The 15,462-nt window shown below is 65.0% G+C and carries 13 protein-coding genes and 1 pseudogene; 12 read left to right on the forward strand and 2 right to left on the reverse strand.

What is annotated here, in order from left to right; genetic code table 11:
• Positions 1–241: 241 nt before the first annotated feature.
• From EV191_RS04330 to EV191_RS31040, 3 genes and pseudogenes are all read left to right on the forward strand, one after another.
• Positions 242–1,246: a hypothetical protein gene (locus EV191_RS04330; RefSeq protein ID WP_132875461.1), complete on the forward strand. Its 1,005-nt coding sequence runs from the start codon at positions 242–244 to the stop codon at positions 1,244–1,246.
• A gap of 2 nt (positions 1,247–1,248) precedes the next feature.
• A complete protein-coding gene (locus tag EV191_RS04335; protein ID WP_132875462.1) occupies positions 1,249–1,887 on the forward strand; it encodes a hypothetical protein in 639 nt (212 codons plus the stop codon).
• 1,087 nt (positions 1,888–2,974) lie between these two features.
• Positions 2,975–4,213 (forward strand): annotated as a pseudogene (locus EV191_RS31040) (NsdA family TPR-like regulatory protein).
• A gap of 4 nt (positions 4,214–4,217) precedes the next feature.
• Here the strand turns inward: EV191_RS31040 and cutA are convergent.
• Complete coding sequence (gene cutA / locus EV191_RS04350; protein WP_132875465.1) at positions 4,218–4,541, reverse strand: divalent-cation tolerance protein CutA; 324 nt, start codon at positions 4,539–4,541, stop codon at positions 4,218–4,220.
• 251 nt (positions 4,542–4,792) lie between these two features.
• Here cutA and EV191_RS04355 point away from each other — a divergent pair, with 251 nt between their 5' ends.
• The gene (locus tag EV191_RS04355; RefSeq protein ID WP_132876146.1) at positions 4,793–5,452 is read left to right on the forward strand and encodes an HD domain-containing protein; all 660 of its coding nucleotides are present in this window, start codon (positions 4,793–4,795) and stop codon (positions 5,450–5,452) included.
• On the opposite strand, the gene EV191_RS04360 is transcribed toward EV191_RS04355, so the two are convergent.
• The gene (locus EV191_RS04360; RefSeq protein ID WP_132875466.1) at positions 5,449–6,966 is read right to left on the reverse strand and encodes a PucR family transcriptional regulator; all 1,518 of its coding nucleotides are present in this window, start codon (positions 6,964–6,966) and stop codon (positions 5,449–5,451) included. The two genes, EV191_RS04355 and EV191_RS04360, sit on opposite strands and share 4 nt — an antisense overlap.
• A 278-nt stretch (positions 6,967–7,244) precedes the next feature.
• Here EV191_RS04360 and uraD point away from each other — a divergent pair, with 278 nt between their 5' ends.
• The 8 genes from uraD to EV191_RS04400 all read left to right on the forward strand — a co-directional run bounded on the left by uraD (position 7,245) and on the right by EV191_RS04400 (position 15,451).
• Entirely contained in the window at positions 7,245–7,751 is a 507-nt protein-coding gene (uraD, locus tag EV191_RS04365) for a 2-oxo-4-hydroxy-4-carboxy-5-ureidoimidazoline decarboxylase (protein WP_132875467.1), read from the forward strand.
• On the forward strand, positions 7,748–8,077 hold the full coding sequence (gene uraH / locus EV191_RS04370) for a hydroxyisourate hydrolase (RefSeq protein WP_132875468.1): 330 nt from the start codon (positions 7,748–7,750) through the stop codon (positions 8,075–8,077). Before uraD ends, uraH begins: the two co-directional genes overlap by 4 nt.
• Before the next feature lie 4 nt (positions 8,078–8,081).
• Positions 8,082–8,975, forward strand: a complete 894-nt coding sequence (gene pucL / locus EV191_RS04375) for a factor-independent urate hydroxylase (RefSeq protein ID WP_132875469.1) — start codon at positions 8,082–8,084, stop codon at positions 8,973–8,975.
• Between the two features lie 3 nt (positions 8,976–8,978).
• Complete coding sequence (locus tag EV191_RS04380; RefSeq protein WP_132875470.1) at positions 8,979–9,833, forward strand: FAD binding domain-containing protein; 855 nt, start codon at positions 8,979–8,981, stop codon at positions 9,831–9,833.
• Complete coding sequence (locus tag EV191_RS30310) at positions 9,824–10,303, forward strand: (2Fe-2S)-binding protein (RefSeq protein WP_207894382.1); 480 nt, start codon at positions 9,824–9,826, stop codon at positions 10,301–10,303. The genes EV191_RS04380 and EV191_RS30310 overlap by 10 nt, the downstream gene beginning before the upstream one ends.
• Positions 10,303–11,646 (forward strand): 8-oxoguanine deaminase, encoded by a 1,344-nt coding sequence (locus tag EV191_RS04390; RefSeq protein ID WP_481557247.1) that lies wholly within the window; start codon positions 10,303–10,305, stop codon positions 11,644–11,646. The genes EV191_RS30310 and EV191_RS04390 overlap by 1 nt, the downstream gene beginning before the upstream one ends.
• Positions 11,643–13,946, forward strand: coding sequence for a xanthine dehydrogenase subunit D (gene pucD / locus EV191_RS04395; RefSeq protein WP_132875473.1), 2,304 nt, complete (start codon positions 11,643–11,645; stop codon positions 13,944–13,946). Before EV191_RS04390 ends, pucD begins: the two co-directional genes overlap by 4 nt.
• A 77-nt stretch (positions 13,947–14,023) precedes the next feature.
• A complete protein-coding gene (locus tag EV191_RS04400) occupies positions 14,024–15,451 on the forward strand; it encodes an NCS2 family permease (protein ID WP_132875474.1) in 1,428 nt (475 codons plus the stop codon).
• Positions 15,452–15,462 lie beyond the last annotated feature (11 nt).

The following is a 15,462-nucleotide window of genomic DNA, read 5'->3' on the forward strand; positions in this document are numbered from 1 at the left end:
CAGCAGCGCAACCACGTACCGTCACGCGTTGGTTGGTTCAGCGCAGCGAGTTCGACCATCTGGCTGCCCAGCGGCGTTTCCGGGCAGTTGAGACTTGATCAACTTCTACTCTGGGATGTGAATACTCCCCCAGTTGTCTCATTTTTACCGCAAGCCTTTAACAACACCGGTAACGCTGCGCTCTTCGGCGTACACTTTAAGTATTCGGGTTGCCGGATTACCCGCAGGGGAGGTGACTCTCGTGACCGCGGGACTGAGGGGCAGTCGTAAAAGTCTGGTTCGTGAACTCTTCTGGACCAGAACTGGACTCCTGCTGTCGGTGTTGTTACTGGTCTCGATCGCCTGCCTGATTGGTGCCGTGATGCTGGCGCCGGGCATGCCGCGCAACCTGCTCAACGCGATCGGCACTGGCACAATGGTTTCCGCGATTGTCGGGTTCGGCCAGACGGCCATCACCTCGACCGCCGAGCACCGGGCGATGTTGCTTCCGGTCGTCGAGGAAAGCCGGCGCGCGTTGCGGGATCTGAGTAGTGAGTACCGCGAGCTGAACCGGGAGTTCTACCCAACACAGGTGTTCGAAGCCACGACCCGCCCGGATCCGGCGTTCAACCAGTTGCTGATGCGGGACTTGCAGCAGACCAGGCAGTTCTTCTTCTCCGGGTTCTCCGCACGGCATGCCGCCGCGCGACTGCTGATCTCGCACGCGGAATGGGAACTGCGCGTGATTATCGCGGATCCACGCGACGGTACGACGGTCAGTGGTAGGGCGAAATACTTGCTGCGCAACGAAGATGCGACAGCCGACTATGCGGAGGTGCAACAGCGACTACACGAAGAGATCCGGATGGGCCTTGTCGGCCTTTACCTCGCCCGGAGCAGATGCACCACGCTACAGATCGCCGTAGTCGTGGACCCGCGCCTGGACCGGGTTGAACTGTTCGACCAAAGTGTCTGGATCACGCTGTTCAGCGATGCCGTGCGGGTCGGCGCGCTGTACCCCCGAACGCTGCGATTCTCGGAAGGGTCGTTCATCTACAACATGGAACGCGCCGAATTCATGCGGATTGGCAACTCCCCCGCGGTTCGGCATTTCCAGATCACACCTGAGATGTCACATGGTGATTTTCGCGAGCTTTATCAGCAGATCACCGGCGCCGTCTTGTCCGAGGAAGATTTCCAGGAGCTAGCGGGAGACTTCCATGCCTTCCGCGAAGATTTTTCTGCCGCTGCAGAGCTAGGGGGCTAGTGATGCTAACGAGACTGTCGATAATCAGCGAACTCGCGGATGAACTCCGCGGTTTTGGCGACTCACTCATCGACCGGTGGCAACTGGTGGACGAGTGGTTTCAATGGCGAGTGTGCCAACCGAGTTTTCGCGCCAGGTTGCGCAGGCACCTCGGTGAGCTGTCGGCCGACCACGCGAAACAGGTAACCGCCCGATCCAGGGAGACGACCACGCATTTCGCCTGGTGCCTGCTCGACGATCCGACCGACCCGTTCTCGTTCTGGCTCAACGAGTACAAGCCGCAACGAGACTGGCTGCGCGGATATGCGGATTCGGTACACAACCACCGGTATCACTTCTGCACGCTGATGCTTGCCGGTAGCTACCTGCACGAACGCTTCGCCGTGACACTCGATCCGGCGGAGTCGGCGATTACCTCCGCGCGGCTGCTGCGGCGCGGGGTGAACGAGACCGGTAGCACCGACACGCTGATCAGCACCGACTTCCACCGTGTGCCACGGGCGGTGGACGGGACGCTGACGTTCCTGGTCAAATCCAAACCGGTACGGGGTTGGAGCCTGTCGTACGACCCGATCAGCCACACCAGCCGGAAGCATGTACCGGTCGAATCCCGCCTGGGAGAACTAACCACAAAAGTCTGACCCGTGACACCCCGTAACCGCGTTTCTTTAGGGATCTTGCGTGGGAGCACGCTCGATTTCGCGGTCAGCATCGAGCGCAGCGCGGACCAGCAGCTGCATATGGTGGAGATCGCCGAGTTGGTGGTTTGCGTCGCATGGGCTTGTCCACCAACGTGCCTGTCCACCGGGCAGCGGCGTTGGTGGCAGCGGCAGCAGTGCTCCAGGCGCGGCCCAGACAATTCCGGCGAGCCAACCAGGATCGGCGGGTGGCTCTGTGAGATTAGTGTATTTGCCAGTGACGGTGGCAATACCAGGTTGGAGCAAGAAGCGAGTTCCACCCGGAGACCACAGCACTGGGCAAGGACGCCGCCGGAACGCTGGCATCTGCAGTACCCGACATGCTACCTCGCTTGGGGCACACAACACCTCAAACGCCGCACCAACCGGAGCGGTTATCGAGTAGGGCGCGATCCGCCACAAGCCGGCCACCCGACGGGCGTCGCGGGTCGTGCTTGCGGTAGGAAATACGGGACAAAGGTCGTCGACCGGCGTATCCACATGGCCTCGCGTGAACCGGCGCCCGTCCCACATCGCGGCCGGCAGGATCGACCAACCGTGCGCGACGTAACTGACAGCCGCTTCCCACAGCGAGGTATGCACCGACACTGAGCCACTCACCGCCGAGACCACACGGCACGCCATCGTGAGCGGGTCGCTGTCCGGTCAGATACCGGCGATTGTGGTTGGAGCACGGCTAGGCAAGCGGTGCAAACGGGCTTTGGCGGTTCAACCAACGGTGCTGGATCAAACGCCGCGCCGCACACGGCCACGAACCCACCGCCGGCCGTGCCGATGGCCGCGCCCTCATCCGATACAACGTGATCAAGTTTTACCGTTCCGGCAGCCGTCACCCAAGTCAGCCGGGTACGTGTTGCACCAGAAGGGTGCACACTATTTGTCATTCGTAGACTCGCAAGCTCGTAAGATTGAACCGGACTTCGACCACAGCGAACCAATGGACAGCGTGTTTCGGAGTAACCGGAACCGGTGGCCATTTTGAGGGAGTGGCCAGCAAGGGTGGCCAGAATCGAACCGAGGAGCGGCTGATATGGACGGACTGACGATCGGGCCATTACTACGTCAGCTGCGTACTGCGTCGAACCGTTCCCAGCGGGAGCAAACAGATCTGTTGTCAAGGCTGGCCGGTCGACCAGTCACCCGGAACGAAGTGTCCCGCTGGGAAAACGAGACGCGCCTGCTAACCCCATACTGGCAAGAACACCATGCGGCTAGCTATGACGTACCACTTGAGCAACTGCGAGATGCTGTCACTCGAACGAAGGTAAGACGAAGAGCTGCGCGACAGCATGATCCAACGCAAAAGCGTGGCTTTCTCGGTCCCACCAACGGAATCGTGATTCCGGCCCCGCCCGAGCCATTATCGGATCGACGCGTCGGCCATGCTGACCTGATTCGGCTACGCGAACGCACAGCACGTCTGCGAAGGTTGGACAACTTCATGGGCGGCGCCGATACCTATGACATGTACCTAGCCGAAATGGAGCGCACAAAACAGCTCCTTACCTTAGGAAATTACGTCGCAGAGCTAGGTCCAAGTGTCAAAGCGCTCCTGGCTGAACAAGCGCAGCTCGCCGGGTGGTCGGCATTCGATGCCGGGCAACACGCCATTGCCTACAGGCATTACATGACAAGCTTCTCGGCAGCCGAAGAGGCAAACGACTCAGTTCTCGCTGGCAACGCATTGGCTCTTGTCGCGTATCAGAAGACTGCGACAGCAACCGATGGTGTTGAAACGGCTAGTGCGTCCTATGACAGGGCACGAAAAGGCGCCACGCCGCGCGTGCGCGCCCTGTTGTTGCAGCGCCTTGCATAGTCATACGCAACCGCTGGTCGAGCTAGTGAAACCGATAGCGCCCTCGCTCAAGCGCGAGAGGCAATGCAGGACCGTAGCGGCGAGGCAGAACCCGACTGGGTCTTTTGGGTCGATGAGATCGAGATGGACGTCATGGCCGGCCGTTGTTGGACCGAGCTACACCGCCCGCTACGCGCCGTACCTGCCCTGGAGACGGTTCTATGCCGTTTTGACCCAACTCATGCCCGAGACAAGGCGCTTTACCTGACCTGGCTCGCGCACGCCTATATCGATGCAGGAGAGGTCGAACAAGGCGCGAAGACCGCCGAGCGAGCGTTGGACCTGGCATGCGGGATCGCATCCGTACGACCGATCACGCGAGTCGAAGAGGTGTCGCGGCGGCTGAGCCATCACCGCAACACCCCAGGTGTGACCGCACTACTCGATCGGCTCAGCGAGCGGAAAGAACCGTAGCGAGCTACTTGTCCGTTGTACTGGCGTCGAGCCAGTCGAGATATGGCTGTGCGCCGGCTACCAATGGGATCGCTGTGACCTCTGGCTTGTTCCAGCTGTGCTCGGCGATGAGATGGGCTTCTAGTTCGGCGTATCGAGCAGCCGTGGTTTTGAGCAGCACCTGCCATTCTTCGCCCTCGCCGGCTTCGCCGAGGTGCCAGAAGTAGGAAGCTACCGGTCCCACGACCTGCCCAGATGCCGCAAGGCGTGCCTTGACCGCGGACGAAGCCAACCGTGCTGCGGTCGCCCGATCCTCGGTCGTCGTACTCACCAACAGATACTCACCCATGATCGTCAGGTTACCGCTGGCGACAACACCCCGTAACCGCGTTCTTTAGGGCTAGCGAGGTGGCTGGGCGCTAGGCCTTTTGTGCGAGTAATGCTGGTAATCGACCGGCCGGATTGCCCTGTTCGCGTGACGAGGCTGGGCTTACCCGTCATAACACCGGTTACGATCGCTCCCGCTCGTGTGGAATCCGCAAAACACGGCGGGAGGCACTGATGCACGGTAGGGACAACGTGCTCGCGGTGCCGACCGCGATGGTCGCCCAACCAGCCCTGCTAGACATCGAACGGCGCGTGCAGGAACTCTGCCTGCGCTACGCCGAGCAGCTACCTTTCCACGGCTGGCACCACGTCCGGTTCGTCCGGGACAAAGCCGTCGACTTCGCCGAGCAGAACGGCGCCAACGTTTCCGTGGTCACCGCCGCCGCACTGTTGCACGACGTCAACTACCTGGTCAGGAAGAACTCGCCGGCCGCGGCCGGTACCGACCTCAGACTGGGTGTGCTCGCCGAAGTCGGGGTACCGGCCGAGACCGCCGACTGGATCGACCGGATCATCGGCGAAGCCGAGATGCGCAATCGGCACCGCGACATCTCGCTGGAGGCCCAAGCGCTCAGCGACGCGGACACGCTGTACAAAGCCCTGCCCATCACACCGGTACTGCTGGCACACCGCTATCTCGAGGAAAACGGGGTGAGCCTGCCGGAACTCGCGCAGAAGATTCTCAGCGAGCAGCAGGGCGTGCAGGAAGCCGGCTACTACTTCTACAACGCCGAAGCCGCGGCCCGCTATACCCAGTGGGCACGCGCGAATCTACGGCTCTGGCAATGCATCGCCGAATCACTCGACGACCCGAGCGTGCTCGAACTGGTCGCCGCGCTCGAACCGGTCGCCGAAGGCGCGGCCGCGGGTTAGTCAAGCGCGAGTGCCAGGAAGAAGTCCACCCTGTCCTCGATCTTGCTCAGGTCGCGCCCGGTGAGCTGCTCCACCCGCTGAATCCGGTAGCGCAACGTGTTCACATGCATATGCAACTCGGCGGCGCACTTCGTCCAACCGCCCGAACTGGCCAGAAACGCCCGCAAGGTCGACACCAGGTCCGCACCGTGCACCCGGTCGTAGTCGAGTACCTTGCCAAGCACCCGGTCGTGAAACGACCGCCGCACATCATCCGGCACGGCGGCGAGCAGCAGCATATGCGAGGACAGCTCCTCGTGACTGGTCAACGCGATCGGCTCACCGGTCAACTCGGCCAGCCGGCAGGCATGCCGGGCCTCATCCAGCGCCCCGCGTAGTCCGCCAGCACCACTCACCCCGGCGCTGGCACCCAGCCGAAGCGCACCGCCCGCGAGCCCGGGCGCGAGCGCGGCGCTTTCCGCGCGTACCCGCCGTACCAGCGCGCTCGCCCCATCCTCGGGAACCGCAACAAAAACGATTGCCGCATCGTCCAGTGTGGCCACACAGTCGCCGACGAGTTCGCCGAGCAGCCGCGCGGCAAGCTCGAGCTCCGCGCCGGGCAACCGAGCCGCGAAAATCATGATCTCGCTCTCTGCGGGGAATCCGGCAAGCTCCAACCGTGGCTGCAGTTCAGCCGGCTCCGCCCCGGCCGAAACCAGTCGCAGCAGCTCCGCGGCCAGCGTGGCACGGTTGCGCCGTTCCCGGATCATCCGGCGATACCCGGTGCCGACCAGCGCGGCGAGCTCGGCGGCCAACCGATGCTGATCGGCCGTCCAGTCCGCGTAGTTGCCCTCGAACACCAGGAACCATCCGACCAGTCTGGTGTCGAAAGCGTCCGCGACTCCGTACAGCGTGTATCCGGCCACGGTATCCGGCAGATGGCGGCCACCAAGGTACTCGCGCAGTAGTTCCGCCGTGGTCTGCTCGGTCAGCGCTACCCCGGCACTGGCCAGCACCTTTCCCGTCGCGGTCAGTACCGCCCCACCGAGCCCGAGCTGTCCGCGCACCAGGCCAAGGACTTCACCAAGCCAGGCGCTGTCGGTGGATTCGGCATCCACCAGGTGCCGGTGCTGGCTGAGCACGGTGGCCAGATGCTCGGTGCGACGCGGCGTGAGCAGCCGGTTGACGTGCTCGGTCACCGTGGCGAACGGGACATCGGCCGGTACCCGCAACAGCGGCAACCCAGCCAGCTCGCAGGCGCGCACCAGGTCATCCGGAATCGGGTGGTACTGATCGCCCGCTGCCAGCGCCGCGACCCCTGCGGCGACCAGTGCCTCGACAAACCGCACCGAATCAGCCGGCGTGCGCCGCCAGACCATTCCGGTGACCACCAGCTCGCCACCGGCCAGGTACCTGCCCGGCTCCGGCAGATCGGTGGTCATCGCGGTGCGCACCGAACGGTCGAGCAGCGCCGGATCGCCAACCAGCACATCCATCGACAGGTCGACGTCGGCAAGCAAATCAGTTAGCTTCACGGCCCTCCCTCGATCGGGTGGGACATTAGCGGCGCCACCAAGGTCCCGAAACCCTCGGCACGCCGAACACGCGCTCCGGCCGCGTCCGTTGAGACCGCGATCTTCAGGGATCCAGCGGTCACTGGACGCGGCGGCTTTAGAGGATCGTCCAAGATTGACCCCGGCGATCCGAATTCGCTTCGTGTCCGGTGCCGCTGGTCAGCGCCGCTGTACCGGGTGTTCACTGGATTGCACACCGCAGGCCGAGCACAACGATGTACCGCGCCAGGGAGTGACGATTGGGAACACCGACACAAGCCGGCACCGAACTCGCCCGGTTCAACCAACTGACCGAACCGGCTGCCAGTGCCGAGTTACGCGCATACTGCGACTGTGCGGTATGGGCCACCCGGGTAGCCGCCGAACGCCCGTACCGCGACGTGGCCGCGCTGGCCAGCCACGCTTCGGCCATCGTCAACCAACTGGGCTGGACCGAAGTACAGGAAGCGCTCGCCGGACATCCGCGGATCGGTGAGCGGCCGAGCGGAACCGGCAGATCCGCCGAACTGTCCAGTGCGGAACAGTCCGATATCGACAGCGCGGAAACCGCCCTCGTCGACGGCAACCACCAGTATGAGCAGAAATTCGGGCACGTCTTCCTGATCAGGGCGCGCGGCCGAGACGCGGCGGCGGTACTGGCGGAACTGGAGCGCCGGCTGCACAACGATCCCGAGACGGAGCGCATCGAGGTGCGCCACCAGCTTGCCGAGATCACCGAAGGGCGACTGCGGGAGGCCTACCGGTGAGCGTTTCCACCCACGTACTGGACAGCACCGTCGGCACACCGGCCGCAGCGGTCGCGGTCAGCCTGCAACGCCGGGAATCGGGCCAATGGCAGCAACTCGCCACCGGGGTAACCGATCTGGACGGTCGCGTTCCGGCCCTGGCGGAAAGCACCGAACCGGGCGACTACCGGCTCACCTTCGACGTCGGGGCCTACTTCGCGAGCCGCGAGATCGACACGTTCTACCCCGAGGTAACCGTGACCTTCCGGATCACCTCGGGCGATGCGCACTACCACGTTCCGCTGCTGCTCAGCGCGTATTCGTATGCCACCTACCGAGGGAGCTGACCCGATGGTCTCGGACGTCATCACGCTTGGCCCGAATCAGTACGGCAAGGCGGAAACCCGTGTTGTCGCGCTTCGCCGGGGCACCGAACGACATGAGATCGCCGACCTGAACGTCAGCATCGCGCTCTCCGGCGACCTCGCGGACACCCACCACACCGGCGACAACAGCAACGTGTTGCCAACCGATACGCAGAAGAACACCGTCTTCGCCTTCGCTCGTAAGCACGGCATCGACCAACCCGAAGAGTTCGGCCTGCTGCTCGCGAAGCATTTCGTCGCCAGCCAGCCGGCGATCACCCATGCCAGGGTGGCGATCGAGGAGTACTCCTGGCGAAGGTTGGGTGAGCACTCCTTCGAACGTGCCGGCGACGAGGTACGCACCTGCGTGGTACACCACGATGCGCGGGAAACCCACGTGGTATCCGGACTGCGCGAGCTGGTGCTGCTGAACACCACGAACTCGGAGTTCTGGGGTTACCCCAAGGATGCCTACACCACCTTGCCCGAAGCCTCCGATCGAATCCTGGCTACCGCGGTCACCGCGAACTGGCGACACAGCACCGAATCGGACTGGGCCGATTCCTACTGGGTCGATTCCTACTGGACCAAGTCCTATGCGGACGCCCGCAGCAACCTGATTGCCGCCTTCGCCGAAACCTACAGCTATTCCCTGCAGCAGACGTTGTACGAGATGGGCAGGCGAGTGCTCGACCAGCAATCGGGGCTCTGCGAGATCCGGCTTTCGCTGCCGAACAAGCACCATTTCCTTGTCGATCTCAGTCCCTTTGGGATGGACAATCCCGGCGAGGTGTTCTTTGCCGCCGATCGGCCGTACGGGCTGATTGAGGGCAGTGCGCTGCGCCAGGGCGCACCGGATGCCGGCAGGGCTTGGGAGTAAGTCATGGAATTCTATCGCCCGACCAGCTGGCGCGAAGCACTCGAGATCCGTGCGGCACAACCCGATGCCCTGCCGATCACCGGTGGCACCGACGTCATGGTCGAACTCAACTTCGACCGGGCCCGACCAGCAGCGCTGCTCGATCTGACCGGCGTCCCGGAGATCACCGGATGGTCCGAACGCGAAGGGCAGATCCAGATCGGCGCGTCGATGAGCTACACCGCGATCATCGCCGAGCTGGCCGACCGGCTGCCCTGCCTCGCGCTGGCCGCCCGAACCGTTGGCTCGCCGCAGATCCGGAACAGGGGCACCGCTGCGGGTAATCTCGGCGCCGGCTCGCCAGCCGGTGACTCGCATCCACCGCTGCTCGCCACCGGCGCGAAGGTCCATCTGGAATCGGTTCGCGGCAGCAGGGAACTATCCATTGATCAGTTCTATCTCGGGGTCAAACGCACCGCGCTGGAACCAGACGAGCTGATCCGCTCGATCGAGGTGCCTGCCGCGCGTGGTCCGCAACAGTTCGCCAAGATCGGCACCCGCAACGCCATGGTCATCGCGGTTTGCTCGTTCGCGATCGCATTGGACGCCGGCAGTCGCACGGTCGGTACCGGACTCGGCTCCGCCGCGCCCACGCCGCGCCAGGCTACCGATGCGCAGGATTTCCTGGCCGAAGCCTTGCCGTGGGCGGACCGCGACCCACTCGCCGAGGAGCTGGCCAACCGGTTCGGCGAGCTGGTCGCCGCGGCCGCGGTGCCCATCGACGATGTGCGCGGCAGCGCCCGCTACCGCAGGCACGCCCTAGCCGTACTGGCCCGCCGCACCCTTGGCTGGGCATGGGAGGAGTACCGATGCGCCTGACGATCCAGATCAATGGCGAGCAGCACCAGGTCGACGACGTATGGGCTGGGGAGAGCCTGCTCTACGTACTACGCGAACGCCTCGGGCTGCCCGGCTCGAAAAATGCCTGCGAGCAAGGCGAATGCGGATCCTGCACGGTATACCTCGACGGGACCGCGGTATGCGCCTGCCTGGTCGCGGCCGGGCAGGCACAGGACCGCGAGGTCGTAACCGTGGAAGGACTCGCACCCGGCGCCGGTGAACTGCATCCGGTACAGGAGGCCTTCCTTGCCGCCGGTGCCGTGCAATGTGGATTCTGCACGCCCGGGCTCGTGGTCGCGGCACACAACCTCGTGCGGCGCAACCCGGAGCCGAGCGATGCGCAGATCCGCGAGGAACTGGCCGGGAACCTCTGCCGGTGCACCGGCTACGAGAAGATCATGGACGCGGTACGGATGGCTGCCGCCAACACCCAGGAGGCCGGCGCGTGATTGTCATCGAGAACTGTGCCATCGCGACCGTGGACGGCGCCGGCACCGAGTACGAATCCGGGCATATCGCGATGGAGGGCGCGCAGATCACCTCGGTCGGCGCCGGGCCCGGCCCCAAGGGCGGTAAGCGGATCGATGGCAGCGGTTGCCTGGCCACTCCAGGGCTGGTGAACAGCCACCATCATCTCTATCAGTGGGTGACAAGGGGGCTTTCCGTCGAGTCCACTTTGTTCGAATGGCTGACCGAGCTGTATCCGGTGTGGGCGCGGATCGACGCGGAAGCCGTTTCGGCGGCCAGCCGCGCCGGGCTCGGCTGGCTCGCACTGTCCGGCTGTACTACGAGCAGCGATCACCACTACGTGTTCCCGGAGGGCGCGGGAGATCTACTCGCCGCCGAGATCGCGGCGGCACGGGAGATCGGGCTGCGCTTTCACCCCACCAGGGGTTCGATGGATCGCGGTCGCTCCGCGGGCGGGCTGCCCCCGGACAGTGTGGTTGAGGATGTGGACACCGTCCTCGCAGCTACCGAAGCGGCGATCGACGCCTACCACGACCCCTCACCAGAATCCATGCTGCGGATCGGTATCGCGCCGTGTTCGCCGTTCTCGGTTTCCAGCGAGCTACTGGTCAGTGCACGGGAACTGGCCAGTGCACGTAATGTCCGTCTGCACACCCATCTGGCCGAAACGCTGGACGAGGACGAGTTCTGCCTCGCCACGCACGGCTGCACGCCGACCGAGTACCTTGACTCCCTTGGTTGGCTCGGCGAAGACGTCTGGCTCGCGCACTGCGTGCACCTTTCCGACGCCGCGGTGAAGCGACTGGGTGCCACCGGCACGAGCGTGGCACACTGCCCCAGCTCCAACGCGCGGCTCGGCGCCGGCCTCGCCCCGGCACGCGCGCTTCTCGACGCGGGAGTCTCGGTTGGACTCGGCGTGGACGGCGCCGCGTCCCAGGAGTCCGGGATGCTCATCGAGGAGCTTCGGCAGGCGCTCTACGTGGCGCGGCTGCGCGGCGGCCCAACCGCACTGCGTAGCAGGCAGGCATTGGCCATGGGCACCATCGGTGGCGCGCGGGCACTCGGCAGAGAGCAGGAGATCGGCTCGCTGGAGCCGGGCAAGCTCGCCGATATCGCGCTGTGGCGTGTGGACGGTCTTGGACACGCGGACATCACCGATCCGGTCGCCGCACTCGTACTCGGCCCACCCGCGCCAGTCGAGCTGCTGACCGTGCAAGGCGAAACCATCGTGGAACGCGGCGAGCTGCGTACCGCCGACCAAACCGAGTTGGCCAGGCAGGCCCGCGCCACACATCTGCGGCTGACCAGGGAGGAGCAACGATGAGCGCCCCCGCGAATATCGACGCACCAACCAGGGACGGGGTAGGCGACAGTCCACAGCGGCCAGACGGGATCGGCAAGGTAACCGGCGAGTTCGCCTACGCCTCGGATCTGTGGCATGACGATATGCTGTGGGGCGCCACCCTGCGCAGCCCGCATCCGTACGCCCGGATCCGGTCGATCGATATCAGCGCGGCCCTTGCCCACCCCGGCGTTTACGCCGTACTGACCCACGAAGACGTTCCTGGCGCCAAGTACTACGGGCTGGACCATGTCGATCAACCCGTGCTCGCCATCGACACGGTGCGCTATCAGGGTGAACCGGTGGCACTGGTTGCCGCCGAGCATCCGGAGATCGCCCGGCGGGCCCTCGCCAAGATCGAGGTCAGCTACGACGTACTCGAACCGCTGACCGACCCGCGCAAGGCGGCATTCGACGCTACCGCGCCGGCTCTGCACGAACACGGCAACATCGTCCGCCACCAGCCGGTCCGGTTCGGCAAGATCAGCGAAGGGCAGCGCGCGGCAGAGGTAGTGGTGCGCGGCGAGTACCAGGTCGGTATGCAGGATCAGGCGTTCCTCGGCCCGGAGGCCGGCCTCGCCGTACCGACCGAGGACGGCGGGATCGAGCTCTACGTGGCCACCCAGTGGATGCACGTCGATCTGCGGCAGATCGCGCCATGCCTTGCCCTGCCCGAGGACAAGGTCCGGATGACACTGTCCGGTGTGGGCGGTGCGTTCGGTGCGCGCGAGGACCTGTCCATGCAGGTACACGCCGCCATGCTGGCGCTGCACACCGGTAAGCCGATCAAGATCGTGTACAACCGCGAGGAGTCCTTCTTCGGACATGTGCACCGGCACCCCGCGCTGATGCGCTACGAACACGGCGCGTGGCGGGACGGCACGCTGGTGTATGCCAAAGCTGAGATCATCCTGGATGGCGGCGCCTACACCTCGTCCACCATGAACGTGGTTGCCAACGCCGCCTCGCTTGGCGTTGGCCCGTATTCCGTGCCGCATATCGAGATCGACACCTACGGCGTGTATACCAACAACCCGCCGTGTGGCGCGATGCGTGGTTTCGGCGCGGTGCAGGCCTGCTACGGGTACGAATCGCAGATGGACAGGCTGGCCGCCGAACTCGACATGCATCCGCTCGAGGTGCGCCGGATCAACGCGATCAGCCAGGGCAGCGTGCTGGCGAACGGTCAGGTCGTGGATACGCCGGCCCCGCTCGCGGAGATGCTCGACCGGTTGGCCGCGACGCCGCAACCGGAACCGGCGGATCAGACGGATATCCGTAATCTGCCCGGTGGCGCGGCCAACACGACGCATGGCGAGGGTGTCCGGCGCGGCATCGGCTACGGCGTGGGGTTGAAGAACATCTGCTTCTCCGAAGGCGCCGACGACTACTCGACGGCACGGGTCCGGTTGGCCGCGGTCGGTGGCGAGCCGACGGCGCTGGTGCACACCGCCGCCGCCGAGGTCGGTCAGGGTCTGGTAACCCTGCAGGGCCAGATCGTGCGCACCGAGCTCGGCATCGAACGCGTCGTCATCGCGCCGGCCGACACCCAGATCGGCGACGCCGGTTCCACATCGGCTTCCCGACAGTCCTATATGACGGGCGGTGCGGTCAAGGTCGCCTGCGAAGCGGTTCGCGAGATGATCTTCGAACGAGCCGCCGACCAGTTCGGCGTGCCGGCCGACGAGCTGTCCCTCGCCGGCGGCAAGATCGTTGCCCAATGCGCCGGAGTGCTGGCCGCGCTGGCTGATTTCCTTGGCACGGAGCCGATCGAGGCGGTCCGCGAGTTCCATCACCGGCCAACCCAGCGCATGGATCCGGTAACCGGACAGGGCGACTCGCATACCCAGCTCGCGTTGTGCGTGCACCGCGCCGTGGTCGATGTGGACGTCGAGCTCGGGCTGCTCAAAGTGGTCGAGCTCGCCGCCGTGCAGGACGTCGGCAAGGTCCTGCACCGCAACTCCCTTGAAGGACAGATCCACGGTGGGACCGCACAGGGCCTTGGTCTCGCCGTCCTCGAGGAGATCCAGGTCGTGGACGGGTTGATTCGCAATCCGTCCTTCACCGACTACCTGATTCCAACCATCCTTGATATGCCGCCGATGCGGCTGGACATTCTGGAAAACCCCGATCCGCACGCGCCCTACGGGCTACGCGGTGCGGGCGAGCCGCCCACGCTTTCGTCCACCCCGGCGATCGCGGCGGCCATCCGGGACGCCACCGGTCTCCCGCTGACCCGGGTACCGATTGGCCCCGAGGACATCATCCACAGCGTCAAGTAGCAACGAGGCTAGCTCCCCAGCCCGTACGGATAGCCGCACGGGTGGGACAAGTATGTCCATTTCGGGAGGACGTAACCATGAGCACCACCGAAGCTCGCCGGAGTCAGCGCGGCTCCTTAGCCGATCGCTGGTTCCAGATCAGCGCGCGTGGCTCCACCCCCGGCCGTGAGGTACGCGGCGGCATCACCAACTTCGTCGCCATCGCCTACATCGTGGTGCTCAACCCGCTGATTCTGAGCGGTGCCACCGATGTCAACGGCGAACGGCTCTCGCTTGCCGGGCTCACCACCATGACCGCGCTGTCCGCTGGGCTGATGAGCCTGCTGATGGGCATCGTCGGCCGGGCACCGCTGGCCATGGCAGCCGGGTTGAGCGTGAACGCGGTAGTCGCCTACCAGGTGGCCCCGCAGGTCACCTGGCCACAGGCGATGGGCCTGGTCGTGGTGGAGGGCCTGCTGATCCTGTTGCTCGCCGCGAGCGGGATCCGCACCATGATCGTGAACGCCATCCCGCGCAGCCTGAAGCTGGCTATTGGCGTCGGTATCGGCATGTTCGTCGCGCTGATTGGCCTGGTACACGCCGGGTTCGTCAGCCGGAGGCCGGATGCCGCGGACACCGACGTTCCGGTACAGCTGGGCGAAGGTGGCCGGCTGGTCGGCTGGCCGATCGTGATATTCGCGTTCGGACTGATCCTGATGTTCGCGCTCTACAGCCGCCGCACCCCTGGCGCGATCCTGACCAGCATCCTCGGCGCCACGGTGCTCGCGGTAGTGGTCGAGGCCATCTGGCACCCGGGCGGCTGGGGCCTGGTCACGCCGACGCTGCCGGATCAAGTGGTTGCGCTGCCGGACTTCTCACTGTTCGGTCGGATCGACATCATCGGCGCGTTGACCACGATCCCGCTGGTGACGCTGCTGGTTTTCGTCTTCACCCTGGTGCTTTCCGGCTTCTTCGACGCGATCGGCGCGGTACTCGGTGTCGGCGAGGAGGCCGGACTGGTCAACGAGGACGGCCGGATGCCGACGCTTGGCCGGATCATGGTGGTGGACGGGATCGCCGCCGCCTTCGGCGGTGTCACCTCCAGCTCGGCGAACACCGTGTTCGTCGAATCGGCCGCCGGGGTGAAGGAAGGCGCGCGCACCGGGCTGGCCAGTGTGGTCACCGGTGGCCTGTTCCTGGTCGTGATGTTCATGGCGCCGCTGGCCGCGGTGATCCCGCAGGCCGCAGCGTCGCCGGCACTGGTGCTGGTCGGCGGATTGATGGCGATGCAGTGCCGGAATATCGACTGGTCCGATGTGGAGATAGCGCTACCCGCGTTTCTGGTCATCGCGATCCCCGCGTTCACCTACTCGGTCACCACCGGGGTTGGTGCCGGCGTGCTCGCCTACACGGTGATCAAGGCCGCGCGCGGCAAATGGCGGGAACCTGGCTGGCTGATCTGGTCGCTTTCCGTGGTGTTCCTTGCCTACTTCGCGATCGACGGTTTGGAGCGGCTGGCCAGCTGACCTTCCTCAAG

Origin of the sequence: Tamaricihabitans halophyticus, from assembly GCF_004340875.1 — a bacterium.
GTDB classification, from domain to species: domain Bacteria; phylum Actinomycetota; class Actinomycetes; order Mycobacteriales; family Pseudonocardiaceae; genus Tamaricihabitans; species Tamaricihabitans halophyticus.